At 72.4% G+C, this 25637-nt stretch carries 21 protein-coding genes, 4 tRNA genes and 1 other RNA gene; 15 read left to right on the forward strand and 11 right to left on the reverse strand.

The features are described from left to right. Window positions 1-85: 85 nt before the first annotated feature. Window positions 86-173: transfer RNA gene (locus UW392_RS10960), tRNA-Ser, on the reverse strand. A gap of 73 nt (window positions 174-246) precedes the next feature. Between UW392_RS10960 and ffs the strand changes: the two genes are divergently transcribed. From ffs to UW392_RS10990, 6 genes are all read left to right on the forward strand, one after another. Next, window positions 247-341: signal recognition particle sRNA small type (gene ffs / locus UW392_RS10965), an RNA gene on the forward strand. A gap of 48 nt (window positions 342-389) precedes the next feature. Then, window positions 390-2843 carry a DNA polymerase III subunit gamma and tau gene (locus UW392_RS10970; RefSeq protein ID WP_320774731.1) on the forward strand — a complete coding sequence of 818 codons (2454 nt, stop codon included), beginning with the start codon at window positions 390-392 and terminating at the stop codon, window positions 2841-2843. 305 nt (window positions 2844-3148) lie between these two features. Next, window positions 3149-4402 (forward strand): phosphoribosylamine--glycine ligase, encoded by a 1254-nt coding sequence (gene purD, locus UW392_RS10975; protein ID WP_320774732.1) that lies wholly within the window; start codon window positions 3149-3151, stop codon window positions 4400-4402. Between the two features lie 311 nt (window positions 4403-4713). Beyond that, window positions 4714-6669, forward strand: coding sequence for a hypothetical protein (locus UW392_RS10980; protein WP_320774733.1), 1956 nt, complete (start codon window positions 4714-4716; stop codon window positions 6667-6669). Between the two features lie 286 nt (window positions 6670-6955). Continuing rightward, window positions 6956-8458 carry a N,N-dimethylformamidase beta subunit family domain-containing protein gene (locus UW392_RS10985; RefSeq protein ID WP_320774734.1) on the forward strand — a complete coding sequence of 501 codons (1503 nt, stop codon included), beginning with the start codon at window positions 6956-6958 and terminating at the stop codon, window positions 8456-8458. A 76-nt stretch (window positions 8459-8534) separates the two neighbouring features. After that, the gene (locus tag UW392_RS10990; RefSeq protein ID WP_320774735.1) at window positions 8535-9434 is read left to right on the forward strand and encodes a phosphoribosylaminoimidazolesuccinocarboxamide synthase; all 900 of its coding nucleotides are present in this window, start codon (window positions 8535-8537) and stop codon (window positions 9432-9434) included. A 76-nt stretch (window positions 9435-9510) separates the two neighbouring features. Here UW392_RS10990 and UW392_RS10995 read toward each other — a convergent pair. The 8 genes from UW392_RS10995 to UW392_RS11030 form a co-directional block, all read right to left on the reverse strand. Further along, a tRNA-Gly gene (locus UW392_RS10995) sits at window positions 9511-9586 on the reverse strand. Window positions 9587-9613: 27 nt separating this feature from the next. Next, the gene (locus tag UW392_RS11000; RefSeq protein ID WP_320774736.1) at window positions 9614-10228 is read right to left on the reverse strand and encodes a response regulator transcription factor; all 615 of its coding nucleotides are present in this window, start codon (window positions 10226-10228) and stop codon (window positions 9614-9616) included. Further along, complete coding sequence (locus UW392_RS11005; protein WP_320774737.1) at window positions 10225-11454, reverse strand: histidine kinase; 1230 nt, start codon at window positions 11452-11454, stop codon at window positions 10225-10227. Before UW392_RS11005 ends, UW392_RS11000 begins: the two co-directional genes overlap by 4 nt. A gap of 37 nt (window positions 11455-11491) precedes the next feature. After that, window positions 11492-12322 carry an ABC transporter permease gene (locus tag UW392_RS11010; protein WP_320774738.1) on the reverse strand — a complete coding sequence of 277 codons (831 nt, stop codon included), beginning with the start codon at window positions 12320-12322 and terminating at the stop codon, window positions 11492-11494. Next, window positions 12319-13287, reverse strand: a complete 969-nt coding sequence (locus UW392_RS11015; RefSeq protein ID WP_320774739.1) for an ABC transporter ATP-binding protein — start codon at window positions 13285-13287, stop codon at window positions 12319-12321. The genes UW392_RS11010 and UW392_RS11015 overlap by 4 nt, the downstream gene beginning before the upstream one ends. A 157-nt stretch (window positions 13288-13444) precedes the next feature. Further along, window positions 13445-13517: transfer RNA gene (locus UW392_RS11020), tRNA-Gly, on the reverse strand. A gap of 80 nt (window positions 13518-13597) precedes the next feature. Further along, window positions 13598-13669: transfer RNA gene (locus UW392_RS11025), tRNA-Gly, on the reverse strand. A gap of 178 nt (window positions 13670-13847) precedes the next feature. Beyond that, on the reverse strand, window positions 13848-14165 hold the full coding sequence (locus UW392_RS11030; protein WP_320774740.1) for an Lsr2 family protein: 318 nt from the start codon (window positions 14163-14165) through the stop codon (window positions 13848-13850). A 348-nt stretch (window positions 14166-14513) separates the two neighbouring features. Here UW392_RS11030 and purS point away from each other — a divergent pair, with 348 nt between their 5' ends. From purS to purM, 8 genes are all read left to right on the forward strand, one after another. Continuing rightward, complete coding sequence (gene purS, locus UW392_RS11035; protein WP_320774741.1) at window positions 14514-14783, forward strand: phosphoribosylformylglycinamidine synthase subunit PurS; 270 nt, start codon at window positions 14514-14516, stop codon at window positions 14781-14783. Next, window positions 14780-15484 (forward strand): phosphoribosylformylglycinamidine synthase subunit PurQ, encoded by a 705-nt coding sequence (gene purQ, locus UW392_RS11040; protein WP_320774742.1) that lies wholly within the window; start codon window positions 14780-14782, stop codon window positions 15482-15484. The genes purS and purQ overlap by 4 nt, the downstream gene beginning before the upstream one ends. Further along, window positions 15481-17739 carry a phosphoribosylformylglycinamidine synthase subunit PurL gene (purL, locus tag UW392_RS11045; RefSeq protein ID WP_320774743.1) on the forward strand — a complete coding sequence of 753 codons (2259 nt, stop codon included), beginning with the start codon at window positions 15481-15483 and terminating at the stop codon, window positions 17737-17739. The genes purQ and purL overlap by 4 nt, the downstream gene beginning before the upstream one ends. A 130-nt stretch (window positions 17740-17869) precedes the next feature. Further along, window positions 17870-18667, forward strand: a complete 798-nt coding sequence (locus UW392_RS11050) for a maleylpyruvate isomerase family mycothiol-dependent enzyme (RefSeq protein WP_320774744.1) — start codon at window positions 17870-17872, stop codon at window positions 18665-18667. Window positions 18668-18724: 57 nt separating this feature from the next. After that, window positions 18725-19081: an META domain-containing protein gene (locus tag UW392_RS11055; RefSeq protein ID WP_320774745.1), complete on the forward strand. Its 357-nt coding sequence runs from the start codon at window positions 18725-18727 to the stop codon at window positions 19079-19081. A 3-nt stretch (window positions 19082-19084) separates the two neighbouring features. Then, entirely contained in the window at window positions 19085-19525 is a 441-nt protein-coding gene (locus tag UW392_RS11060) for an META domain-containing protein (RefSeq protein WP_320774746.1), read from the forward strand. 72 nt (window positions 19526-19597) lie between these two features. After that, on the forward strand, window positions 19598-21124 hold the full coding sequence (gene purF / locus UW392_RS11065; RefSeq protein ID WP_320774747.1) for an amidophosphoribosyltransferase: 1527 nt from the start codon (window positions 19598-19600) through the stop codon (window positions 21122-21124). Between the two features lie 53 nt (window positions 21125-21177). Continuing rightward, entirely contained in the window at window positions 21178-22257 is a 1080-nt protein-coding gene (purM, locus tag UW392_RS11070; protein ID WP_320774748.1) for a phosphoribosylformylglycinamidine cyclo-ligase, read from the forward strand. Between the two features lie 78 nt (window positions 22258-22335). Here purM and UW392_RS11075 read toward each other — a convergent pair whose 3' ends face one another. Then, window positions 22336-22593 carry a DUF3073 domain-containing protein gene (locus UW392_RS11075; protein WP_320774749.1) on the reverse strand — a complete coding sequence of 86 codons (258 nt, stop codon included), beginning with the start codon at window positions 22591-22593 and terminating at the stop codon, window positions 22336-22338. A gap of 319 nt (window positions 22594-22912) precedes the next feature. Continuing rightward, complete coding sequence (locus UW392_RS11080; protein WP_320774750.1) at window positions 22913-24007, reverse strand: Leu/Phe/Val dehydrogenase; 1095 nt, start codon at window positions 24005-24007, stop codon at window positions 22913-22915. A gap of 246 nt (window positions 24008-24253) precedes the next feature. Here UW392_RS11080 and UW392_RS11085 point away from each other — a divergent pair, with 246 nt between their 5' ends. Continuing rightward, window positions 24254-25105, forward strand: coding sequence for a hypothetical protein (locus UW392_RS11085; protein ID WP_320774751.1), 852 nt, complete (start codon window positions 24254-24256; stop codon window positions 25103-25105). Window positions 25106-25637: the final 532 nt, after the last annotated feature.

Consider the following 25637-nt stretch of genomic DNA (forward strand, 5'->3'; position numbering starts at 1 on the left):
CGGACACCCACCGGACCAACCCCGGACAGTCGAAGGGCCCCACCGCGAACGGTGGGGCCCTTCGACATCGTGCCCGGTGAGGCACTGGCGGAGGATACGAGATTCGAACTCGTGAGGGGTTGCCCCCAACACGCTTTCCAAGCGTGCGCCCTAGGCCTCTAGGCGAATCCTCCGCTGGAGACATTACATGACGCCGAAGGGTGCTCGCGAACTCGTTCCCAGGGCCCGGGATCAGGTAACCTGGGCGCAGCCCCTCACGCGGCGCTATCTGACTGAACTCCCCCAGGGCCGGAAGGCAGCAAGGGTAGGTCGGCTCTGGCGGGTGCGTGGGGGGCGCCTGCGTTCCCGGGTCGGGCCCGTTGTCGGTGGGCGCCTATAACCTCGTACACGTGTCGTCTCTCGCGCTCTACCGCCGCTACCGCCCCGAGACCTTCGCGGAGGTCATCGGGCAGGAGCATGTAACCGACCCGCTGCAGCAGGCGCTGCGGAACAACCGGGTCAATCACGCATACCTGTTCAGCGGTCCGCGCGGCTGCGGCAAGACGACCAGCGCCCGCATCCTGGCGCGCTGCCTCAACTGCGAGCAGGGGCCGACGCCCACCCCGTGCGGCGAGTGCCGGTCCTGCCAGGACCTCGCGCGCAACGGCCCGGGTTCGATCGACGTCATCGAGATCGACGCCGCCTCCCACGGTGGTGTGGACGACGCCCGCGACCTGCGGGAGAAGGCCTTCTTCGGGCCCGCCGGCAGCCGGTACAAGATCTACATCATCGACGAGGCCCACATGGTCACGTCGGCCGGCTTCAACGCGCTGCTCAAGGTCGTCGAGGAGCCGCCGGAGCACCTGAAGTTCATCTTCGCGACCACCGAGCCCGAGAAGGTCATCGGGACCATCCGCTCGCGTACGCACCACTACCCGTTCCGGCTGGTTCCGCCCGGCACCCTGCGCGAGTACCTCGGTGAGGTCTGCGGCAAGGAGGACATCCCCGTCGACGAGGGCGTGCTGCCGCTCGTCGTCCGGGCCGGCGCCGGGTCCGTGCGTGACTCCATGTCCGTCATGGACCAGTTGCTGGCCGGAGCCGGCGCGGACGGTGTGACGTACGGCATGGCCACCGCCCTGCTCGGTTACACGGACGGTTCGCTGCTCGACTCCGTGGTCGAGGCGTTCGCCTCGGGGGAGGGCTCCGCCGCCTTCGAGGTCGTGGACCGCGTCATCGAGGGCGGCAACGACCCGCGGCGCTTCGTCGCCGACCTGCTGGAGCGGCTGCGCGACCTCGTCATCCTCGCCGCCGTCCCGGACGCCGCGGAGAAGGGGCTCATCGACGCCCCCGCCGACGTCGTGGAGCGGATGCGGGCCCAGGCACAGTCCTTCGGCGCCGCCGAGCTGAGCCGCGCCGCCGACCTGGTCAACGAGGGGCTCACCGAGATGCGCGGCGCCACCTCGCCGCGGCTCCAACTGGAGTTGATCTGCGCGCGCGTGCTGCTGCCCGCCGCGTACGGAGACGAGCGCTCGGTCATGGCCCGCCTGGACCGCGTCGAGCGCGGCGTGAACTTCTCCGCGGGAGCGGGGTTGCCCGCTGCCGCGTACGCGCCGGGACCCGAGGCGCATGGGCCGACGCAGGGGTACGGGCAGGCACAGGGGTACGGAGCAGGGCAGGGGAGCGCGGGTGGCGCGGCGGTGGAGCCGGGCGCCCCGTCCGTGCCACCGGGTGGCGGTCCCGCCGCGGCGCGGGCCGCCGTACGGGGACAGGCCGCGCCGGTGGGGCAGGGAGCGCCCGCCGCTGCTCCCGCGAGCCCTCCTCCCGTCGACCTCCCCGCCGGGGCGTACCCGGGTGGCGGCGGTCCCGGGGGGCCCGGCGACGGATCGCCGTCCCCGACCCACCAGGATCAGGCCCATAACCGGACCCAGGGCCAGGCACAGGCCCAGGCGCCGACGCCCGCACCCGCACCTGTCTCACCTGCCTCCGCGCCTGCCCCCACACCCGCTCCCGCCCAGGCGGCCCCCCAGCCCGGTGCCCCCGGTGCCTGGCCCACCGCCACTCCGGCGGGCGGGGGGCGGCGTCCCGGTGGGTGGCCCACGGCGTCCCCGGCGGGCGGGGGCGGACAGCCGCCCGCCCCCGCGGCGCCCTCGACGCCGCCCGCAGCCGCCCCGCGTCCGGCCGCCCCCGGCCCCGACGCGGGACCGGCCGTGGGCCCCGCCTTCTCGGCGCCCGGCGGCATCGACCCCCGTACGCTCTGGCCGAACATCCTGGAGGCGGTCAAGAACCGCCGCCGGTTCACCTGGATCCTGCTCAGCCAGAACGCCCAGGTCACCGGCTTCGACGGTACGTCGCTGCGGCTCGGCTTCGTCAACGCCGGCGCCCGCGACAACTTCGTCAGCAGCGGCAGCGAGGACGTACTGCGGCAGGCGCTGAGCGAGCAGTTCAACGTCCAGTGGAAGATCGAGGCGGTCGTCGACCCGTCCGGCGGCTCCGCGCCCCCGCCGTCCGGCCCGGCCGGCTCGTCCGGCCCGTCCGGGTTCTCCGGCAGACCGGGCGGCGGCGGAGGCGGCACCGGCTCCGCCGGCTACGGCGGTGGCGGCTCCGCCGGCTACGGCGGTGGCGGCGGTGCCCAGCGTCCGGCGGCTCCCGCACCCTCCGCACCCGCGTCCTCCACCCCCGCGCCGCCCACGGCGTCCGCGGCCCCCGCCGCCCGGCCCCCGGCCCCCGAGCCGCCGCCGGTCTCCATCGAGGACGACATCCCCGAGGACGACGACCCCGACCTCGACGAGTCGGCCCTCTCCGGCAGGGAACTGCTCGTCCGCGAGCTGGGAGCGACCGTGGTGGAGGAGATCACCCACGAGTGACCGGTGCCGGGATGCCCGCCTGCCGGTGCCGGGACGCCCGCCTCACGGTGCCGGGTGCCCGCCTGCCGGTGCTGGGACGCCCGCCTCCCGATGCCGGGATGCCCGCCTCCCGGCACCCCACCGGCACGGAGGCCGGTCACGCCGGTCACGCCGGGCACGCCGGTATCGCGGGGCACGCCGGTAACGCGGGCCACGCCCATCTCACCGGTATCGCCGGTCACTCGGAGGAACCCACGAACATCCCCCCTTCCTCCCCTCGGAAGCCCGCACAAACCGCGCCCGTCCGCTCCCGTTAGGCTGACCCCGTGAAGGTCCTCGTCATCGGCAGCGGTGCCCGCGAACACGCCCTGTGCCGTTCCCTGTCCCTCGACCCCGACGTCAACGCGCTGTACTGCGCTCCCGGCAACGCCGGTATCGCCGAGGTCGCCGAACTGCACCAGGTCGACGCCCTCGACGGCGCCGCCGTGACCGGGCTCGCCGAGCGGCTCGGCGCCGAGCTGGTCATCGTGGGCCCGGAGGCGCCCCTGGTCGCCGGTGTCGCCGACGCCGTCCGCGAGGCCGGCATCCCGGTCTTCGGCCCCTCGAAGGAGGCCGCCCGGCTGGAAGGCTCCAAGGCGTTCGCCAAGGACGTCATGGCCGGCGCCGGCGTCCCCACGGCACGCTCCTACGTCTGCACGACCCCCGAGGAGGCGGACGCCGCCCTCGCCGCGTTCGGCGCCCCGTACGTCGTCAAGGACGACGGCCTCGCCGCGGGCAAGGGCGTCGTCGTCACCGACGACATCGAGGCGGCCCGCGAGCACGCGCGCGTGTGCGGCCGTGTCGTTATCGAGGAGTTCCTCGACGGCCCCGAGGTCTCGCTCTTCGCGGTCACCGACGGCGACACCGTCCGGCCGCTCCAGCCCGCCCAGGACTTCAAGCGCGCCCTCGACGGCGACGCGGGTCCCAACACCGGCGGCATGGGCGCCTACTCCCCGCTGCCGTGGGCCGACCCCGACCTCGTCGACGAGGTCGTACGGACCGTCCTGCAGCCGACCGTCGACGAGATGCGCCGCCGCGGCACCCCGTTCTCCGGGCTCCTCTACGCCGGTCTCGCGATCACCTCGCGCGGCGTCCGCGTCATCGAGTTCAACGCCCGTTTCGGCGACCCCGAGACCCAGGTCGTCCTGGCCCGTCTCCGCACCCCCCTCGCCGGCCTGCTGATGGCCGCCGCCACCGGCAACCTCGCCGACCTGGAGCCCCTGCGGTGGAGCGAGGACGCGGCGGTCACCGTCGTCGTCGCCTCGCACAACTACCCCGGCACCCCGCGCACCGGCGACCCGATCACCGGCCTCGACGCGGTGGCCGCCGAGGACGCCCCGCACGCGTACGTGCTGCACGCCGGCACCCGGCAGGAGGGGGACGCCGTCGTCAGCGCCGGCGGCCGCGTCCTGTCCGTCACGGCCACCGGCGCGGACCTCACCGAGGCCCGCGACCGCGCCTACCGGGCCGTCGCCCGCATCGGCCTCGACGGTTCCCAGCACCGTACGGACATCGCCGCGAAGGCGGCGGCCGACGCGTAGTCCCCAGCGGCCGCCGACACGGCGATCGCCCAGGCCCCGGGCCCGGAACGTACGTTCCGGAACCGGGGCCTGATCTTTGCCGTCCGTCACCCACCTCTCCCCAAAGCCATTCCATCGAGTGACCGATGGCCCATACGGCTGACGGGCACCGGGGCCCCAACTAGGGTGCCGCGCAAGCGTTCCGGCACTTGGCCCACCCAGCATTGCGATGTCAGTGGCGGGTGCCACAGTGGGGAAGTGAGCACCACCGGCAGCACACCACCAGCAGCACAGCACCGTCAGGGCACGCGATGAGGGGATGAGGTCCGGTCATGAGCGGCATGGGCGTGGAGGAGCGGGGAGCGCAGGCCGCGCGTGCCCGCGCCCTGGCCGTACTGCGGGTGCGCAGCCGGGCCGTCGCCGTGGCGCTGCTGCCCGCGGCCGCCGCCGTGATCCTGCTGGCGGGCGGCACCACCGGCCACCTCGCCGGCGCGGGCTGGAACGCCGCGCGGTGGGCCGTGTCCGTCCTCGCGCTCCTCACGCTGCTGGCCGCCGCCGGGGTCGCCGCGGTCGTCGTCAGGGCCCGTCCCGGCATCACCCCCACGGTCGCGATCGCGGAGGAGTCGGCGCCGGACCTGTACCGGATGGTGCGCGATCTCGCCGACCGGCTCGACGTCCCCGCCCCGTCCGCGATAGCCCTCACCCCGGACTGCGACAGCTGGCTGGAGGACCGCACCCACCGGGCGCACGGCCGGCCCCCGCCCCCGGCCGACCACGGCGACGTGGCCGGCTCGGCAGCGGCACCGGACCGCCGGTCGCCCGCCGCGCCCGTCCTCGTCATCGGCTCCCCGTTCCTGTGGTGGATGCGCGTCGGCGAACTGCGCGCGGTCCTCGCCCCGGTCGTCGCCGGTACGGGCCCGTCCGCGCACCCCGACATAGCCTCGGCCCGGCGCTTCGTGCAGGGCCTGGACGCGGCGGTGGCGGTGGCCGCGGAGCCCGGCGGGAACCCCCTGTCCCGCGCCGCGCGCGCGGGCGTCGGCTGGGTGGCCCGGCCGCTCCTGCGCAGCTGCCGTACGCACGCCGCCGAGATGGAGCGCGGGGTCGCGGCGGCCGCCGCCGAGCGCGCGCAGGCCGTGGACTACGGGCTGCGGATCGTCGCGCAGGAGCAGGTGGGCCTGGCGTACGCGGGCTGGGACCGGCTGCTGACCCGGGTGGCGCTGCCCGCCTGGCGGACCGGCCGCTGGCCCACCCGGCTGGACGCGGGCGTCGTCGCGGCGCTGACCGAGCTGTCCCGGCGCGACCGGCTGGCCGAGGGGTTCGCCTCCCGGCTGGGCGAGCGGCCCGCCTGCGACCTGCTGGAGGAGCCCGGCGCCATGGACGAGGCCACCTCCCTGCTCGCCGCGCGCCTCTTCCACGGCGGTCCGGCGGGACCGGGCGCGGACTGGGCCCCGCTGGAGTGGCACGAGTACCCGGAGGAGGTCGTCGACCGCACCTGGCGCACCGACGCGGCCCGTCTCCACCGCGTACTGGACTCCCTGGGCGTCAGTCGTACGGCGGGCAGCGCGGCGGCCCCGGGGAGCGACGGCCCCACCCTGGCCCGCGTACTGGACCACCTCGCCCCGCCCCCGCAGGCCCCGGCCCGCACCCAGAAGCCGGCCCCGGCTCCGCACCCGTCCGCCGCGCACCCCCTCACCCGGCTCACCGAGCCCGACCCCCGAAGCGCCCCCGGCGCCCCCGGCGCCCCGGCAACCCCCGGCACCTCCGGTACCCCCACCGCCCCGGTCCCCACGGCCCCGGCTCCCACCCCTCCTCCCGCCCCCGCCCCCACAGACGACGAAGACGAGGACGACCTCGCCGGTACCACCCCCCAGGGTGCCGCCCTCGCCGCCGGTCTCACCGCCGAACTGGCCCGCGAGGAGGCCGCGGACACCTCACGCGTCCGTCCCGCCGACGCCCCGCCCGCCCCGGCGGCCGGTCCCGCGGGACCCGAGGCCGGCCTGTGGGACGACGGCCCCCTCCCTCTCCTCCCGCTGCGCCCCCCGCGCACCGGCCGCGAGATCCTCACCGACCACGTCACGGCGATGGTCTGCTGCGCGGCGATGGACACCGCGGGCGCGGCCCCCGGCCTCGACTGGCTCGACGGCCCGTCCCTCCTGATCGACGGCGAGCGCACCTCCGACCTGGCCCCGCGCATCCTCGCCCTCGTCGAGACCGGCGACCCGGTCCCCCTCCGCGCCTGGCTCGCCGACCTGGGCATACGCCCCGAGAAACCGGTCCGCCTGGTCTGAGAAAGCCCCCCTTCCGGCCCCCCATCCGGCCCTCCTTCCGGCTGCCCACCCGGCCGCCTTTTCGGGCCCCTCCCGGCCCTCCCCGGACCCACCCCGACCCCACCCCTCCACCTGCTCCCACCCACCTCACCCACCCATCCGGACCCTCTGATTCCACTTTGGCTCAGTTCACAACGAACCGTGACAGCCTGCGCGCGAAATGTGATGTGCTGGGGACCGATCGCGCACATGGCAAGCGCGTACGTCATAGGCACGACCACGGGGGCACGAGGGAGGGGAATGACCCATGGGGTCCGAGCAGATCCGCCGATGGGAGTCCGGGGCACTCGCACACGCCGTGTCGGACCCCTTCGGCCAGGGCCCGGTGCCCTGGCTGCGCGGCGGTGAGACGTACTTCGGCGACAGCGGCCAGATAGTGCCCTGGTATGCGGACCCGGACCCCTTCCAGGACCCGTGGGGCGACAGCCGGCCGTCCCGGCGCGCCGGCGCCTCGTCGGGCGGCGGCCCCCGCGCCGCCGACGACGTACGCCTGCAGATCAAGGGCTTCACCTCCACCGGCGCGGTAGCCCCCGGCGAGGCCATCGACTTCCACATCACCGTCGACCCGCCCCAGCAGTTCAGCGTCGACGTCTACCGCATCGGCCACTACGGCGGTGACGGCGCCGCGAAGATCACCAGCAGCCCCCGGCTGTCCGGCATCGTGCAGCCCGCGCCGCTCACCGCCGACCGCACGGTCTCCTGTCACCACTGGTGGCTGTCCTGGCGGCTCCAGGTCCCCACGTACTGGAACCTCGGCGCGTACGTCGCCGTGCTGACCACCGCCGACGGCTACCGCTCGCACGTGCCGTTCACGGTCCGCGACGACCACCCCGCCGACCTGCTCCTGGTCCTGCCGGACGTGACCTGGCAGGCGTACAACCTCTATCCGGAGGACGGCCGCACCGGCGCCAGCCTCTACCACGCCTGGGACGGGGACGGCCGGCTGCTGGGCGAGTCCGACGCGGCGACGACCGTCAGCTTCGACCGGCCGTACGCCGGCGCGGGCCTGCCGATGCACGTGGGCCACGCCTACGACTTCATCCGCTTCGCCGAGCGCTACGGCTACGACCTCGCCTACGCGGACGCCCGCGACCTGCACTCCGGCCGCGTCGACCCGACCCGCTACCGGGGGCTGGTCTTCCCCGGCCACGACGAGTACTGGTCCGCGCCGATGCGCCGCACCGCCGAACGCGCCCGCGACCACGGCACCTCGCTGGTCTTCCTCTCCGCCAACACCATGTACTGGCAGGTGGAGCTGGCGGCGTCGCCCTCCGGTGTCCCCGACCGCCTGCTCACCTGCCGCAAGCGCCGGGGCCCCGGAAAGCCGGTGCTGTGGCGGGAGGTCGACCGCCCGGAGCAGGAGCTGCTGGGCATCCAGTACGCGGGCCGCGTCCCCGAGCCGCACCCGCTGATCGTCCGCAACGCCGGGCACTGGCTGTGGGAGTCCACCGGCGCCCGCGAGGGCGACCCGGTCGAGAACCTGGTCGCGGGCGAGGCCGACCGCTACTTCCCGCGCGCCCCGCTCCCCGAGAACGAGGAGCGCGTGCTGCTCGCGCACTCCCCGTACAAGGACGCCGACGGCGCCTCGCGCCACCAGGAGACGTCGCTGTACCGGGCGCCCTCCGGAGCCTGGGTCTTCGCATCCGGGACGTTCGCCTGGTCCCCGGCCCTGGACCGGCCCGACCACGTCGACCCACGTGTCCAGCGCGCCACCGCCAATCTGATGGACCGCATCTGCAAACGCGACTGACCCACTGACCCCCTGTCCCCGATCACCGGCACGTACGGGACAATCGCCGTATTGGACAGAACCACGGGGAGGAACCGTGTCCGGATTCGTCGAAAAGCCCGAACCGCTCCAGGTTCCGGGCCTGGTGCACCTGCACACCGGCAAGGTGCGCGAGCTGTACCAGAACGAGGCGGGCGACCTCGTGATGGTCGCCAGCGACCGCATCTCCGCCTACGACTGGGTGCTGCCGACCGAGATCCCCGACAAGGGACGGGTTCTCACCCAGCTCTCCCTGTGGTGGTTCGACCAGCTCGCCGACCTGGTGCCGAGCCATGTGATCAGCACCGAGCTGCCCGAGGGCGCCCCCGCCGACTGGGCGGGCCGCGCGCTGGTCTGCAAGTCGCTGCGGATGGTCCCGGTGGAGTGCGTGGCCCGCGGCTACCTCACCGGTTCGGGCCTCGCCGAGTACGAGCAGACCCGTACCGTCTGCGGCCTCGCCCTCCCCGAGGGCCTGGTCGACGGCTCGGAGCTGCCCGGCCCGATCTTCACCCCGGCCACCAAGGCCGAGGTCGGCGAGCACGACGAGAACGTCTCCTACGAGGAGGTCGCCCGCCAGGTCGGCGCCGAGACCGCCGCCACCCTGCGCCAGGCGACCCTCGGGGTGTACTCCCGCGCCCGGGACATCGCCCGCGACCGGGGCATCATCCTCGCGGACACCAAGTTCGAGTTCGGCTTCGAGGGCGAGGAGCTGATCCTCGCCGACGAGGTCCTCACCCCGGACTCCTCCCGCTTCTGGCCGGCCGACCAGTGGGAGCCGGGCCGCGCGCAGCCGTCGTACGACAAGCAGTACGTCCGCGACTGGCTGACCTCCGCCGAGTCCGGCTGGGACCGGAAGAGCGAGCAGCCCCCGCCGCCGCTGCCGCAGGAGGTCGTGGACGCGACCCGCGCCAAGTACGTCGAGGCGTACGAGCGTCTGACGGGCGTCCCCTGGTCCTGACGGTCCGGTGCCCCCCTGCCGGTAGCGGGGGGAGCACGAAGAAGCCCCCGGTCGACGACCGGGGGCTTCTTCTCTGTGGAGCGAACGACGAGGTTCGAACTCGCGACCTCAACCTTGGCAAGGTTGCGCTCTACCAACTGAGCTACGTTCGCATTCGCTGCGCCGTGGCGCGAGCACCACTATACCCAACCTCTCTCCCGTGCGAGACGCACCGCCGCGTGACGGTTCTCCGCCCCCAGCTTCGTCGCGGCCGAGGAGAGGTAGTTCCGTACGGTCCCCTCGGCGAGCGCGGCCCGCTCGGCGATCTCCGCGACGGGCGCCCCGTCGGCGGCCAGCTCCAGCACCTCGGCCTCCCGGGCGGTCAGCGGCGAGTCCCCGGCGGAGATGGCGTCGGCGGCCAACTCCGGGTCCACGTAACGGTTTCCGGCGTGCAGCGTACGGATCAGCTCGGCGAGCCGCTGGGCGCTGACGGTCTTCGGCACGAAGCCCCGCACCCCCGCCGCGAGCGCCCGCTTCAGATGGCCGGGCCGGCCGTGGCTGGTCACGATCAGCACCTTGCAGCCGGGCAGTTCGGACCGCAGCGATGTGGCGACCCTCACACCGTCGGCGCCGGGCATCTGGAGGTCCAGTACGGCCACGTCGGGCCGGTGCGCCAGGGCCATGGCCAGGGCCTCGGGACCGCTGGCCGCCTCGGCGACCACCACGAGGTCGTCCTCCAGGGACAGCAGCGCGGCCAGCGCCCCGCGGATCAGGTGCTCGTCGTCGGCGAGCAGGACGCGCACGGCGTCGGTCATGACAGTGCCTCCAGCCGGGTGCCCGCTCCCAGGGGCACCTCCGCCACCACCCGGAACACGCCACCGTCGGCGTGTCCGGCCTCCAGCGTCCCGTCCACCGCGGTCAGCCGCTCGCGCAGCCCCGCCAGTCCCGAGCCGCTCCGTCCGCCGGGCGCCGGTCCGGGGGCGCCGTCGTTCTCCACCGTGAGCACCACGCGCTCCCCGGTCGTCCGCAGGGTGACCGCGCACCGGGAGGCGTCGCCGTGCCGGAGCACGTTGGTGGTCGTCTCCCGCACCACCCAGCCGAGCGCCGACTGCACCGGCGCCGGCAGTCCGGCCGCCCCGCCCGTCACCTCGCAGCGGATGCCGGCCGCGTCGAGCACGCCCCGGGCGCCGGTGATCTCGGCCTCCAGGTCGGCCTCGCGGTAGCCCCGCACGACGTCCCGCACCTCCCGCTGCGACTCCCGGGCGATGCGCTGCACCTCGATCATCTGGTCCACGGCCTCGGGGCGTTCGCGCCGGGTCAGCTGCACCGCCAGTTCGCTCTTGAGCGCGATCACGGCCAGGTTCCGCCCGATGACGTCGTGCAGGTCCCGGCCGAACCGCAGCCGTTCCTCGGCGACGGCGAGCCGGGCCCGGGTCTCGCGGGCCTCGTCGAGTTCGTAGACGGCGTCGAGCAGCCATACGGAGAAGAACGAGGTGAAGGCGAGGGCACCCGCGCCGAACACCACACTGGCGGCGGTGACCAGCGCCTGGAGGGCCGGGACGCCGAGGAGGAGCGACACGACACCCGCGCCGAGCGCGTAGCCGCCGACGAGCGATGCGGCCCGCCGCCGCTCTGCCAGCCCGAGCGTCATGAAGCCGACGCCGAAGGTGACGACACAGCCGAAGACGCCGCCCAGGGCGCTGGCCACGTCGTCGTCGCCGGGTCCGTACTTCACGAAGGCGAGCGCCCCGGCCGCCAGTACGGAGGTGACGGCGCCGAGCGTCCACAGCATCCGCACCGGCCGGTCGCGCCGCCCGCGGGTCCAGTCCAGCGCCTGCGCGCCGGTCACCAGGCAGAGCGCGGCGTGCGCGGCGACCACCAGGGTCAGCGCGCCGGCCACCCGGGCACCTACCAGGGCGTACGAGGCCAGCCCGGCGACGGCGACCTCCAGCAGCCCGAAGGAGTGGAACGACCACCGCGTGTACGTCTCCACCTTCCCGGGCGTGCTCTGCCGCCGCCACCACGCGCTCGGCCTGCGCATCCGTTGCCTCTCCCGCATCGTCCTCAGCCGTTCCCTCTCAGCGGCGCGGTTCCCAGCGGAACCACCGCCGTACAGCAAACACCGCCAGTGCGGTCCAGGCCACCGCCGTCGCGAGGGCCGCCAGCTGCTCCCCGCCGGAGAGGTCACCGGTCCAGGCGCCCCTGACCAGGGTGATGACCGGGGTCAGCGGCAGCAGTTCGCAGACCGCGGCGACCTTGTCGGGCAGCAGCTCCAGCGGGACGAACGTGCCCGACCCGATCATCGAGACGAACATCAACGGCAGCGGCGTGACCTGCGCGCTCTCGCCGGTCTTCGTGTAGCTGGCGGTGGCCGCGGCCAGCCCGGCGCACATCACCAGGCCCAGCAGCACTCCGATGACGGCGAGGTGCGGTGCGGCCGGGGCGGACAGGTCGAGCAGCAGCGTGCAGCCCGCCACGAGGAGCAGACACTGCACCAGACCGGTGAGGAGCGCCGGCAGCGAGGCGCCGCCGAGGATCTCCACGTCCCGCAGCTCCCCGGTGCGCAGCCGCTTCAGGACCAGCTCCTCGCGCCGCACGACGAAGACACCGACGAGGGCGGAGTAGACGGCGAACAGCAGGGAGAAGCCGATCGCGGCGGGCAGGACGACGGTGCCGGTGGTCAGCCCGGCCCCGGCGAGGTCCAGCTCCTTCGCGGCGGAGCGCACGCTGACCGGCAGGACCAGCGGCACGAAGACGGCGGCGAAGAGGGTGCCTTTGTTCCGTCCGAGCAGGGTCAGTTCGGCGCGGGCGAGGGAGACCATGCGCCGCACGGGTGTGGTCACCGGGGTGGTGGTGGCCGTAGTGCCGGAGGTGCCGGAGGTGGCGGGGGTGGCGGGGGTGGCGCTCATGCGGCGTACTCCTTCGTCATGACGTTCTCGCCGCTCGCGGAGAACTGCTTCGCGATGCCGAGGAACGCCTCCTCCAGGGAGGCCGACCGCACGTCGAGACGGCGCAGTTCGACCTCGGAACTCGCGGCCCACATCAGCAGTGCGGTGGCGGTGCGCTGCAGTTCCCGGGTGCGCAGCCGGACGGTCCGGCCGTCGATCTCGTGGTCGCTGACGCCCAGTTCGGCCAGTGGCGGCAGGTCGCCCGCGTAGTAGCCCTCGGGCAGCTCGAAGGAGATCCGGGACGGCTGGGCGGCGGTCACCTCGGCCGGTGTGCCGGTCGCGGCGATCCGGCCCTCGTGCATGATGGCGAGCCGGTCGGCGAGGTTCTCGGCCTCTTCCAGGTAGTGCGTGGTCAGCAGCACGGTCGCGCCGTCGTCGCGCAGCGCGCTCACCAACTCCCAGGTGTCCCGGCGGCCTTCGGCGTCGAGTCCGGTGGTGGGTTCGTCGAGGAAGAGGACCTCGGGGGAGCCGAGCAGCGCGAGCGCCAGGTCGAGCCGGCGCCGCTGCCCGCCGGAGAGCTGCTTCACCCGGGTGCGGGACTTGGCGCGCAGCCCGACCAGTTCCAGCACCTCCGCCTCCGGCCGGGCGCCGCTCACGCACCCCGCCCACATCCGCGCGGTCTCGGCGACGGTCAGTTCGGAGGGGAAACCGCCCTCCTGGAGCATCACGCCGGTACGGGGCCGTACGACGGCCCGTTCGGTGTACGGGTCGTGGCCGAGCACCCTGATCCGTCCCGCGGTCGGCGCGGCGAGCCCCTCCAGCAGTTCGACCGTGGACGTCTTGCCCGCGCCGTTGGTGCCGAGCAGCGCGAAGACCTCGCCGCGGCGCACGGTGAAGTCGACGCCGCGCACCGCTTCGAACCCGCCCCCGTACACACGCCGCAGGTCGGTGACCTCAATCACGTGTTCGTGTTCGTTCGCATCCATGTCTCCAGGGTTCCGGCCGGTCGGGCCCGGAGGCAGTGCGCGCTGTCACCGGTCGGCATGACAAATGTCAGACACGGCGGGGGACATGGCCGTGGGGGGAGATGGCCGGCGGGGCATGAAAAAACCCCGGTCCTGATGGACCGGGGTCTTTCTCCTGAGCGGACGACGAGGCTCGAACTCGCGACCTCAACCTTGGCAAGGTTGCGCTCTACCAACTGAGCTACGTCCGCATTGCCTCCGACCGGCTTTCACCGATCGGTGCGAGCACCAGCCTACCTGATCGAATTGCGTACCAGGTACGGCGGTGCGGAGCGGGTGACAGGGATCGCACACTGCGTCTTCCCCCTGGAAGGGGGATGTTCTACTACTAAACTACACCCGCAAGCCCTCGTGAGCTGAGCCTTTTCGGCCTCGCCCCTCGGCGTGCTCCAGACTTTAGCTGATCTCCGGGGGTGTCGCGCAAGTCGGTTGCCGCGAGGGGCCGCTGAGGCGCCGTGGGCCGCTCCCGGCGGAGCCGCCCCGGCGGAGGCCGGGGCTCAGCGCGCGGCGGAAGCCGGGGCTCAGCGCGCGGCGGCGAACGCCTCGTAGACCTTCTTCGGGATGCGGCCCCGCGCCGGGACCTCCATCCGGTTGGCCTGGGCCCAGGCGCGGACGGCCGCCGGGTCGGGGGCGACCTCCGTCTGCCGGTAGGCCCTGCCCGACCTCGACCGCTTGCGGCCGGCCTCCACGTACGGCTCCAGTGCCGCGCGCAGTTCCCTGGCATTGGTTTCGTTCAGGTCGATCTCGTACGTCTTGCCGTCGAGTCCGAAGGCGATCGTTTCCGCCGCTTCCGAGCCGTCGATGTCGTCGAAGAGAGTGACCACGACACGCTGCGCCACGAATATCGGTCCCTTCGTGCGGCATCTCCACACTGACGTGCCAGGACGCCTCGGAGATGCCGACTGTTCGCCTGTAATTGGGCAAAGTATCGGCTAATGACATTTCATTTGTACAGTGCTCGGCATTGCAATGTGAAGCCCGACTAAATCTCTCCGCGTGTCTGTCGCGCAATAGCCGCCCCGGCGTACCGCGCGATCTTTCCCGAAGCTTTTCTCCCGGCCCCTGTCCGATGCTGAATCGTGATGGGCCTCACGTAGTTTCCTACAACTCTATGCGCGTAGAAATTTCAGCCGCTTTGACCAGGTACTCTGAAGCGACCTGCTCAGCACCACACACCGGGAGTGCCAGTGGCACGCGTCGTAGTCGACGTCATGCTCAAGCCGGAGATCCTCGACCCCCAGGGCCAGGCGGTGCAGCGCGCACTGCCGCGGCTGGGTTTCGAAGGGATCTCGGACGTCCGCCAGGGAAAGCGTTTCGAACTGGAAGTTGACGGGCCGGTCGACGAGGCCGTCCTCGCCCGCATCCACGAGCTCGCCGAATCCTTCCTCGCCAACACCGTGATCGAGGACTTCACGGTCCGCGTCGAGGCGGCGGAAGTCGCGGGAGTCGCGAAGTGACCGCTCGTATTGGCGTCGTCACTTTCCCCGGCAGCCTCGACGACCGGGACACGCAGCGCGCGATCCGGGTCGCGGGCGCCGAGCCCGTGGCGCTCTGGCACAAGGACAAGGACCTCAAGCAGGTCGACGCCGTGGTGCTGTGCGGCGGTTTCTCCTACGGCGACTATCTGCGCGCCGGGGCCATCGCCCGCTTCTCGCCGGTGATGGACACCCTGCTCGACCAGGCCAAGGCCGGTCTCCCGGTCCTCGGTATCTGCAACGGCTTCCAGATCCTGACCGAGGCGCACCTGCTGCCCGGCGGCATGCTCGGCAACGACCACCTGCACTTCGTCTGCCGCGACCAGAAGCTCCGGGTGGAGAACGCGGAGACGGCCTGGACCAGCGACTACACCGCCGGCCAGGAGATCCGTATCCCGCTGAAGAACATGGACGGCCGGTACGTCGCCGACCAGCGCACGCTGGACGAGCTGGAGGCCGAGGGGCGCGTGGCGTTCCGCTACGTCGTGGACGGCGAGGCCGCCGACGGATGCGGCAACCCCAACGGCTCGCTCAACGACATCGCCGGCATCACCAACGCCGAGGGCAACGTCGTCGGTCTGATGCCGCACCCGGAGCACGCCGTGGAGCCGCTCATCGGCACCGGCCGCACCGACGGCCTCCCCTTCTTCACCTCGATCCTCAAGAAGCTGGTCAACGCATGAGCCGGACGCCTCTGGACACGGTCGAGCACGCGGCCGAGACCCCCGACGTCGAGCTGCCCTGGGCCGAACTGGGCCTGAAGAAGGACGAGTACGAGCGGGTCGTGGAGATCCTCGGCCGCCGCCCGACCGGCGCGGAGCTGGCCATGTACTCGGTGATGTGGTCCGAGCACTGCTCGTACAAGAGCAGCAAGGTCCACCTGCGCCAGTTCGGCGAGAAGGCCCCCGAGAACGACGCGATGCTCGTCGGCATCGGCGAGAACGCGGGCGTCGTCGACGTCGGCCAGGGCTACGCCGTGACCTTCAAGGTCGAGTCGCACAACCACCCGTCGTACGTCGAGCCCTACCAGGGCGCGGCCACCGGGGTAGGCGGCATCGTCCGCGACATCATCGCGATGGGCGCGCGCCCGGTGGCGGTCGTGGACCCGCTGCGCTTCGGCGCCGCCGACCACCCCGACACCAAGCGCGTCCTGCCGGGCGTCGTCGCCGGCATCGGCGGCTACGGCAACTGCCTGGGCCTGCCCAACATCGGCGGCGAGGTCGTCTTCGACGCCTGCTACCAGGGCAACCCGCTGGTCAACGCCGGTGCCATCGGCGTCATGCGGCACGAGGACATCCACCTCGCCAAGGCGTCCGGCGCCGGCAACAAGGTCATCCTCTACGGGGCCCGGACCGGCGGCGACGGCATCGGCGGCGCCTCCATCCTGGCGAGCGAGACCTTCGACGACGCGAAGCCGTCCAAGCGCCCCGCCGTCCAGGTCGGCGACCCCTTCCAGGAGAAGCTCCTCATCGAGTGCACCCTGGAGGCGTTCGCCGAGAAGCTGGTCGTCGGCATCCAGGACCTCGGTGCGGCGGGCCTGTCCTGCGCCACCTCCGAGCTGGCCTCCAACGGCTCCGGCGGCATGCGCGTCACCCTGGACGACGTACCGCTGCGCGACTCGACGCTCTCGCCCGAGGAAATCCTCATGAGCGAGTCGCAGGAGCGCATGTGCGCCGTGGTCGAGCCCGAAAAGGTCGACCGCTTCCTGGCGATCTGCGACAAGTGGGACGTCATCGCCACGGTCATCGGTGAGGTCACCGACGGCGACCGCCTGGAGATCTTCTGGCACGGCGGCAAGATCGTCGACGTCGACCCGCGCACGGTCGCCCACGACGGCCCGGTCTACGAGCGCCCCTACGCCCGTCCCGACTGGCAGGACGCCCTCCAGGCCGACGACGCGGGCAAGCTGCCCCGCCCGGAGACCGGCGAGGAGCTGAAGGACCAGGTCCTGAAGCTGGTCGCCTCCCCGAACCAGGCGTCCAAGAAGTGGATCACCCAGCAGTACGACCGCTTCGTCCAGGGCAACACCGTCCTCGCCCAGCCCGAGGACTCCGGCATGATCCGCGTCGACGAGGAGACCGGCCTCGGCGTCGCGATCGCCACGGACGGCAACGGCCGCTACGCCAAGCTCGACCCGTACACGGGTGCGCAGCTGGCGCTGGCGGAGGCGTACCGCAACGTGGCGACGACCGGCGCCAAGCCCCTCGCCGTCTCCGACTGCCTGAACTTCGGCTCGCCCGAGGACCCGGCCGTCATGTGGCAGTTCGCCGAGGCCATCCGCGGTCTCGCCGACGGCTGCCAGCAGCTCGGCACCCCGGTGACCGGCGGCAACGTCTCCCTCTACAACCAGACGGGCGAGGCGGCCATCCACCCGACGCCGGTCGTGGCCGTCCTCGGCGTCATCGACGACGTGGCCCGCCGCACGCCGGTCGCCTTCCAGGAGGAGGGCCAGCTGCTCTACCTCCTCGGCGACACCCGTGAGGAGTTCGGCGGCTCGGCCTGGTCCCAGGTGGTCCACGACCACCTCGGCGGTCTGCCGCCCGCGGTCGACCTGGAGCGCGAGCGGCTGCTCGCCGAGATCCTGATCTCCGCCTCCCGCGACGGCATGATCGACTCCGCGCACGACCTGTCCGACGGCGGTCTGGTCCAGGCGGTCGTGGAGTCGGCGCTGCTCGGCGGGAAGGGCGCGCGTCTGATCGTCCCCGACGGCCTGGACGCGTTCACCTTCCTGTTCTCCGAGTCGGCCGGCCGCGCGATCGTCGCGGTCCCCCGCTCGGAGGAGGTCCGCTTCAACGACATGTGCGGGGCGCGCGGCCTGCCCGTGACCCGCGTCGGTGTCGTGGACGGTGACACGGTCGAGGTGCAGGGCGAGTTCTCGCTCGGCCTGGACGACCTGCGCACCGCCCACGAGGCGACGATCCCGGCGCTGCTCGCGTAGGACCGGTACGGCGACGAGGTCCCGCCCGGACACCGGGCGGGACCTCGACGTCTTACGGGCCGCCGGGTCGCCGCACGGCCGCGCTCCGGGCGACGACGGGCATGTGACGGCAGGGCCTAGGCTGCCCCCCATGCCCCCGTCCAGGAAGCGCCCCCGCAGCTACGACCCCGCCCGGACCCGTGCCGCGGTCCTCGCCCAGTTCGGGAACGTGCGGGACGCCGTCCGTACGCTCGCCCCCGCACAGCTGGAGCTGCCGACCCGCCTGGGCGACTGGACCGTACGGGACCTGGTCGCGCACATCGGCATGGCGCTGACCGCCGTGCACCGGGCCCTGGACCGGCCCGCCCCGCCGAAGCAGGACGCCCGGCTCACCGACTGGCCGTTCGCCACCGCCCAGAACTCCGCCGCCATCGCCGACTTCACCCGCGAGCTCGCCGCGGACCACCCCGACCTCGACGCCTACCTCGACGAGATCGACGCGTCCCTGCGCACGCTGCTCGACGAACACCCCGGCGGGCGGCTCCTGGAGACCGACGCGGGCGCGCTGCCGCTCGCCGGCTACCTCGTCACCCGTACCGTCGAACTCGTCGTCCACACCGACGACCTCAACGCCGCCGTGCCCGGCCTGGACGTGCCGTACGACCGGCAGGCCCTCGCCGCCGCCACCCGGCTGCTGGCCGACGCGCTCGCCGTGAAGGCGCCCGGCGGCGCGACCGAGGTACGCGTCCCGCCGTTCGCCGTCGTGCAGTGCGTCGAAGGGCCCCGGCACACCCGCGGCACCCCGCCGAACGTCGTCGAGACCGACCCACTTACCTGGCTCCGCCTCGCCACCGGACGCCTGACCTGGGCCGAAGCGGTCGGCGCGGCGAAGGTCAGTGCGAGCGGGGAGCGCGCAGACCTCTCCGCGCTGCTGCCCCTGCTGAGCTGACCGCCGCCCCCGCCGGGCCGAAGGGAACCGCTCGCTCCGTCCGCCCGTCGAATCGGCATGTACGCGCAGACTCAGACCCGGAACAGGCAGAAGCAGCGCACGATCCTCGCGGTGGCCGTCGCCGCGCTCGTCCCCCTCGCGGCCGCCTGCGGCAGCGAACGGGCGGACGACGACAGCGGCTCGGTCGGCTCCGGCGGCGGCAAGGACGTGACCGGCGTCCACTGGAGCGTCGACAGCGTCACCGTCGACGGCAAGGAGCACCGGGCCGCCGACGGCGCGCACGTGACGATCGGCGCCGACGGCACGGCGGAGGGCAGCTACGGCTGCAACGACTTCCACGCCAAGGCCACCGTCGACGGCGACCGCGTCCGGCTCAGCGACGCCGAGTCGACCGCCATGGCCTGCGAGGGATAGTCCGTGGAGGCGGAGAAGTCCCTGGCCCGCACCCTCGCCGCCGGCCCCCTCACCACCGAGGTCGACGGCGACCGGCTGACGCTGACCACCGCCGACGGCGACACCGTCGGCCTCAGCGAGCGGCAGGACACCCCGCTGGACGGCACCGAGTGGACGGTCGCCGGCTCCGCGGGCCGCGCCCGTCTCACCTTCGACCAGGAGAAGGGCACCCTCACCGGCAGCCTCGGCTGCAACCGCGTCAACGCCGAGGCCACGATCCGCGACGGCCATATCACCGTGGGCGAGCCCGCCACCACCCGGATGATGTGCGAAGACTCACGCATGGCCACGGAGAAGCGGCTGCTGGCCCTCTTCGACCAGCGGATCGACTACCGGATCGATCAGCAGACCCTGACGCTGACCAGCGGAAACGGAACCACCGTCCGGGCCGTCGCCGTGGAGTGAACCACGGCCGGCGGCACCTTTGGGGCATTACCCAATTCGGACCAGTGGTCGACCTCGCCTACACTCGGAGACGTGCCACGTGGTGACGGTCGACTCAATCACGATCTGCTTCCCGGCGAGAAGGGCCCCCAGGACGCATGCGGCGTCTTCGGTGTCTGGGCGCCCGGTGAAGAGGTCGCAAAGCTCACGTACTTCGGGCTCTACGCCCTCCAGCATCGGGGCCAGGAATCCGCGGGAATCGCGGTCAGCAACGGCTCCCAGATCCTCGTCTTCAAGGACATGGGCCTCGTGTCCCAGGTCTTCGACGAGACCTCACTCGGTTCGCTCCAGGGTCACATCGCGGTCGGACACGCCCGCTACTCGACCACCGGCGCCTCCGTGTGGGAGAACGCCCAGCCGACGTTCCGGGCCACCGCGCACGGTTCCATCGCGCTCGGCCACAACGGCAACCTCGTCAACACCGCCCAGCTCGCCGAGCTGGTCGCCGACCTGCCCAAGCAGGACGGCCGCTCCCCGCGGGTCGCGGCGACCAACGACACCGACCTGGTCACCGCGCTCCTCGCGGGCCAGGCCGACGACGACGGCAAGCCGCTGACCATAGAGGAGGCGGCCGCCAAGGTCCTGCCCGAGGTCCGCGGCGCCTTCTCCCTCGTCTTCATGGACGAGAACACCCTCTACGCCGCCCGCGACCCGCAGGGCATCCGCCCGCTGGTCCTCGGCCGCCTGGAGCGCGGCTGGGTCGTCGCCTCCGAGTCCGCCGCCCTCGACATCTGCGGCGCCTCCTACGTCCGCGAGATCGAGCCGGGCGAGTTCGTCGCCATCGACGAGAACGGCCTGCGCACCTCTCGATTCGCGGAAGCGAAGCCCAAGGGCTGTGTCTTCGAGTACGTGTACCTGGCCCGCCCGGACACCGACATCGCCGGCCGGAACGTGTACCTCTCCCGCGTGGAGATGGGCCGCAAGCTGGCGAAGGAAGCCCCCGCCGAGGCCGATCTGGTCATAGCGACACCGGAGTCGGGCACCCCGGCCGCGATCGGCTACGCCGAGGCGTCCGGCATCCCCTTCGGCAGCGGCCTGGTGAAGAACGCCTACGTGGGCCGCACCTTCATCCAGCCCTCGCAGACCATCCGCCAGCTCGGCATCCGGCTGAAGCTGAACCCCCTGAAGGAAGTCATCAAGGGCAAGCGGCTGGTCGTCGTCGACGACTCCATCGTCCGCGGCAACACCCAGCGGGCCCTGGTCCGCATGCTCCGCGAGGCCGGCGCCGCCGAGGTCCACATCCGGATCTCCTCGCCGCCCGTGAAGTGGCCCTGCTTCTTCGGCATCGACTTCGCCACCCGCGCCGAACTCATCGCCAACGGCATGAGCATCGACGAGATCGGCACCTCGCTGGGCGCCGACTCCCTGGCGTACATCTCCATCGACGGCATGATCGAGGCGACCACCATCGCCAAGCCGAACCTCTGCCGCGCCTGCTTCGACGGCGAGTACCCGATGGAGCTGCCCGACCCCGAGCTGCTCGGCAAGCAGCTGCTGGAGACCGAGCTGGCCGCCGGGCCCGCCGGCACGGCCGCCACCGACGCCATCCGTCGCCCGTAGCCGCCGCGGTACGCCCCCACGTCCTGCCGTACGACACGAAAGCTCTATCCGTCATGTCTGAGACAACTGGCGCGACCCCTGGTGCCTCCTACGCAGCCGCCGGTGTCGACATCGAAGCGGGAGACCGCGCCGTCGAGCTGATGAAGGAGTGGGTGAAGAAGACGCAGCGCCCCGAGGTCCTCGGCGGCCTCGGCGGCTTCGCCGGCCTTTTCGACGCCTCCGCCCTCAAGCGCTACGAGCGCCCCCTGCTGGCCTCGGCCACGGACGGCGTCGGCACCAAGGTCGACATCGCCCGCCGGATGGGCGTCTACGACACCATCGGCCACGACCTGGTCGCCATGGTCATGGACGACATCGTGGTCTGCGGCGCCGAGCCGCTGTTCATGACCGACTACATCTGCGTCGGCAAGGTCCACCCCGAGCGGGTCGCCGGCATCGTCAAGGGCATCGCCGAGGGCTGCGTCCTGGCCGGCTGCGCCCTGGTCGGCGGCGAGACCGCCGAACACCCGGGCCTGCTCGGCCCGGACGACTTCGACGTCGCCGGCGCCGGCACCGGAGTCGTGGAGGCCGACGCGCTGCTCGGCCCCGACCGTATCCGTACGGGTGACGCGGTCATCGCCCTGGCCGCGTCCGGACTTCACTCGAACGGGTACTCACTCGTCCGCCACGTCCTGCTGAACGAGGCCGGAATGGCCCTCGACACGCACGTGGACGAGCTGGGCCGCACCCTCGGCGAGGAGCTGCTGGAGCCCACCAAGATCTACTCGCTGGACTGCCTGGCCCTCACCCGCACCACCGAGGTGCACGCCTTCAGCCACATCACCGGCGGCGGACTCGCGGCCAACCTGGCCCGTGTCGTCCCCGACGGCCTGCACGCGACCGTGGACCGCTCCACCTGGACCCCGGACGCCATCTTCGACCTGGTCGGCCGCACCGGCCGGGTCGAGCGCCTGGAGCTGGAGAAGACGCTGAACATGGGCGTCGGCATGATGGCGGTCCTGCCGCAGGAGTCGGTGGACGTCGCCCTCACGACCCTGGCCGACCGAGGCGTGGACGCCTGGGTGGCAGGAGAGATCACGGAGCGCGCCGGCCACACCGACGGAGCCGCCCTGGTCGGCGACTACGCGTCCTGAGGCCGGCGGGACTCCGCCGACAGCACAGAAGCCGGTCGGTGACACAGGTCACCGACCGGGCAAGTGTTCAGTACAAGGTCAAGCGCCGCGACGATGCTGTGAGGACTGCCCGCCCTCGTCTTCCTCGTCGTCGTCCTCATAGAGGTCGGCGTACTTGGAGTACAGATCGTCGTCGTCCTGCTCATCGTCTTCGAACCGCTCGCCGTTAGGCGGTTGCGGATTCGACGGCGATGCGCCCAGCTCCTCGGCCAGGCGGGAGAGATCAGTCCCACCGCTGTTGTACTTCAGCTGGCGGGCGACCTTCGTCTGCTTGGCCTTGGCCCGGCCGCGCCCCATGGCTCGACCCCCTCAACGACGGGGCTCGACGGCCCCAGAGTCTTGACACGCGTTCATGGTCCGGAGCGGGCTCTCCGTGGAGAGACCGGTCCGTAGGGCTCCCACGGTACCTGAGCCCACGCCCATACGGTACGTCGCCCGCAGGACGTGCCCGCGTACGAGACCTGCGAGGTGCCCCGTCCTCGCTGGTCAAAGGCGATTTTAACCACTTCTGCACGGTCGACCCGCCGGACGAAGTGAGAGTTCTCTCCAACCGCCCCCCGACGGGTACCGCGAAGGCGTCCCGGCCGCCTGGTGGGCGGGCCGGGCCGCCCTGTGCTCAGGCCCGGCCGAGCGCCTCCGCCATCCGCTGCTCGGCGATCCGGTCGGCCGCGGCGGCGGGCGGAATCCCGTCTTCCTTCGCACGTGCGAATATGGCCAGCGCGGTGTCGTGGATGCGGGCCGCCTTCGCCCTGCACCGCTCGAAGTCGAAGCCGTGCAGCTCGTCGGCGACCTGGATGACCCCGCCCGCGTTCACCACGTAGTCCGGGGCGTAGAGGATGCCCCGGTCGTCGAGGTCCTTCTCGACCCCCGGGTGGGCGAGCTGGTTGTTGGCCGCGCCGCAGACGATCTTGGCGGTCAGCACCGGCACGGTGTCGTCGTTCAGCGCGCCGCCGAGGGCGCAGGGAGCGTAGATGTCCAGGCCCTCGACCCGGATCAGCGCATCGGTGTCGGCGACGACGCCGACGGACGGGTGCGCGTCGGCGATCCGCCGCACGGCGTCCTGCCGGACATCGGTGATCACGATCCGCGCGCCCTCCGCCAGCAGGTGGTCCACCAGGTGGCGGCCGACCTTGCCGACGCCCGCGATGCCGACGGTGCGGTCCCGCAGGGACGGGTCGCCCCACCGGTGCTGGGCGGCGGCCCGCATGCCCTGGTAGACGCCGAAGGCGGTGAGGACGGAGGAGTCGCCGGCGCCGCCGTGCTCGGGGGAGCGGCCGGTCGTCCAGCGGCACTCGCGCGCGACCACGTCCATGTCGGCCACGTACGTGCCGACGTCGCAGGCGGTGACGTAGCGGCCGCCGAGCGAGGCCACGAACCGGCCGTAGGCGAGCAGCAGCTCCTCGGTCCTGACCTGCTCCGGATCGCCGATGATCACGGCCTTGCCGCCGCCGTGGTCGAGCCCGGCCATGGCGTTCTTGTAGGACATCCCGCGCGCGAGGTTCAGCGCGTCGGCGACGGCCTCCGCCTCGGTGGCGTACGGGTGGAAACGCGTCCCGCCGAGCGCGGGGCCCAGCGCGGTGGAGTGGATCGCGATGACGGCCCTGAGGCCGGTGGCGCGGTCCTGGCAGAGCACGACCTGCTCATGTCCGCCCTGGTCCGAGTGGTACAGGGTGTGCAGCACGTCAGCAGGTGCGCCGGATACGTCGGTCACTGTGGTGACTCCTGGGCAAGTAGCGGCGAGTGAGGGCCGGCCCCCGCGGGGGTCCCCCACGCTTGTGGCAGAGGGACTTCCGTGGGGGCGTGGAACGAGATTAGGGCCTGCCGGCGTCCGGCTGCGGGACAGTGCTCAGGATCACCTCCGCACGGAGTACGCCGTGGGACGATGCGCGGGGGTTCCCGCCCGTTCGCGCGGGGATCCGGCAGGTTTTCCCGGCGGTGCGCGGGGGAGGGAGCAGGCGTGCCCAAGGTGTCCTCGCTGATCGTCCCGTACGCGGCGTACTTGCGCGTGTACGAGCCGCTGGCGGCCTTCCCGGAGCCGGAGCGCGGCCACTGGACGCGCTACGCGCGGCGGACCGACCTCCCCTCGTACCAGGACGAGCTGCGCCGCTCCCTGGGCGACCTGCTGCCCACCCCGCCGGTGCCGGTGCCGGTGCACGAGAGCGCCGACGCGTTCGTGCTCCAGGCCGACGGCGTGGTCTGCGTCTGCCCCTGGCGCACCCGGCTGCGGGGCTGGCAGGCCCTTGAGGAACTGGCCGAGGACTTCCCGGAGCCGGTCCTGGACGCGCTGCTGCCGCCGGTGGTGCGCCGCCAGGCGGCCCAGGACTACGACCGCTGGCTGGACCGCAACCCGGACGCCCGGCCGTGGATCCGCACGGCGACCTGGCAGGTGCCGATCAACTGGTTCGTGCTCGTCTCCGACGAGGAGCGGGAGTACGACAAGGGCGGCGGCGACCCGCGCGAGGCGGCGCCGGTGCTGCGGTACCGCACGCCGATGGTGCAGGCCAGGCGGCGGGTGGCCAGGGGGCTGCGGGCCCTGCGGGAGGCGATGGACGAGGGGCCGCTGATCGACGGCCTGGTGGACGTGGGGCGCTGGCTGGAGGAGTTCCACCCGCGCTCGGTGGTGGAGCTGGACTACGGGGGTCTGGTGCACACCGTGCCGGCCGGCGAGCTGGAGGACGACCACTCCGCGGCGGACGTCGCCGAGGGCATCGACGCCCTCCGGCAGGGTGACGGGGCGGCCGCGGGGGCGGCGTACGGGCGGCTCGTGGAGCGGTGGCGGTCGGTCCGGGACCGGCGATCTGCGAACTGACGTTTGACGTGACGCCCGTTTTGGGGTTTCGTCACTCGCTCCGGGTGATCCCCGGTTTCCTCCTGATGACACGTCAGCTCGGGACGTAGGTCCCGATCCGGGCGTATCACGCAAGCGTGACGGACCGCACGTACCCCACCCTTGCGCCGCTTGCCCCTCCTCGTGCCAAAATAGGACAAGGAGTCCGGGGAGGGCTCTGTCCGTCCCACTGTGGTGCACTGTGGGCGGATTCTCGGCAATGCGTGCTTTGGGGGGTCTGACGACTCCTGATCGCCACTGTGACTGATCGTCACAGTGGCGTGACTGTCCGCTATGGCATGGTCCATCGGCTTCCGTCGCTGATGAACACCTGGGAGGGCAATTCCATCGGTTTGGCCGACGCGGCTGGACAGATGGTGTAGTTGTAGTGCCGAGGACAAGCCGTTCGTCCTATAACCGACTCGACTCGCGTCCGCCATTTCGGGCAACGCGGGTCAAGGTGCAGAATTTAGAGGAAAGAACCGAGAAGGTTCGGTTCTCCCGAGGAGGCCGC

Source organism: Streptomyces sp. CRN 30 (assembly GCF_034105845.1).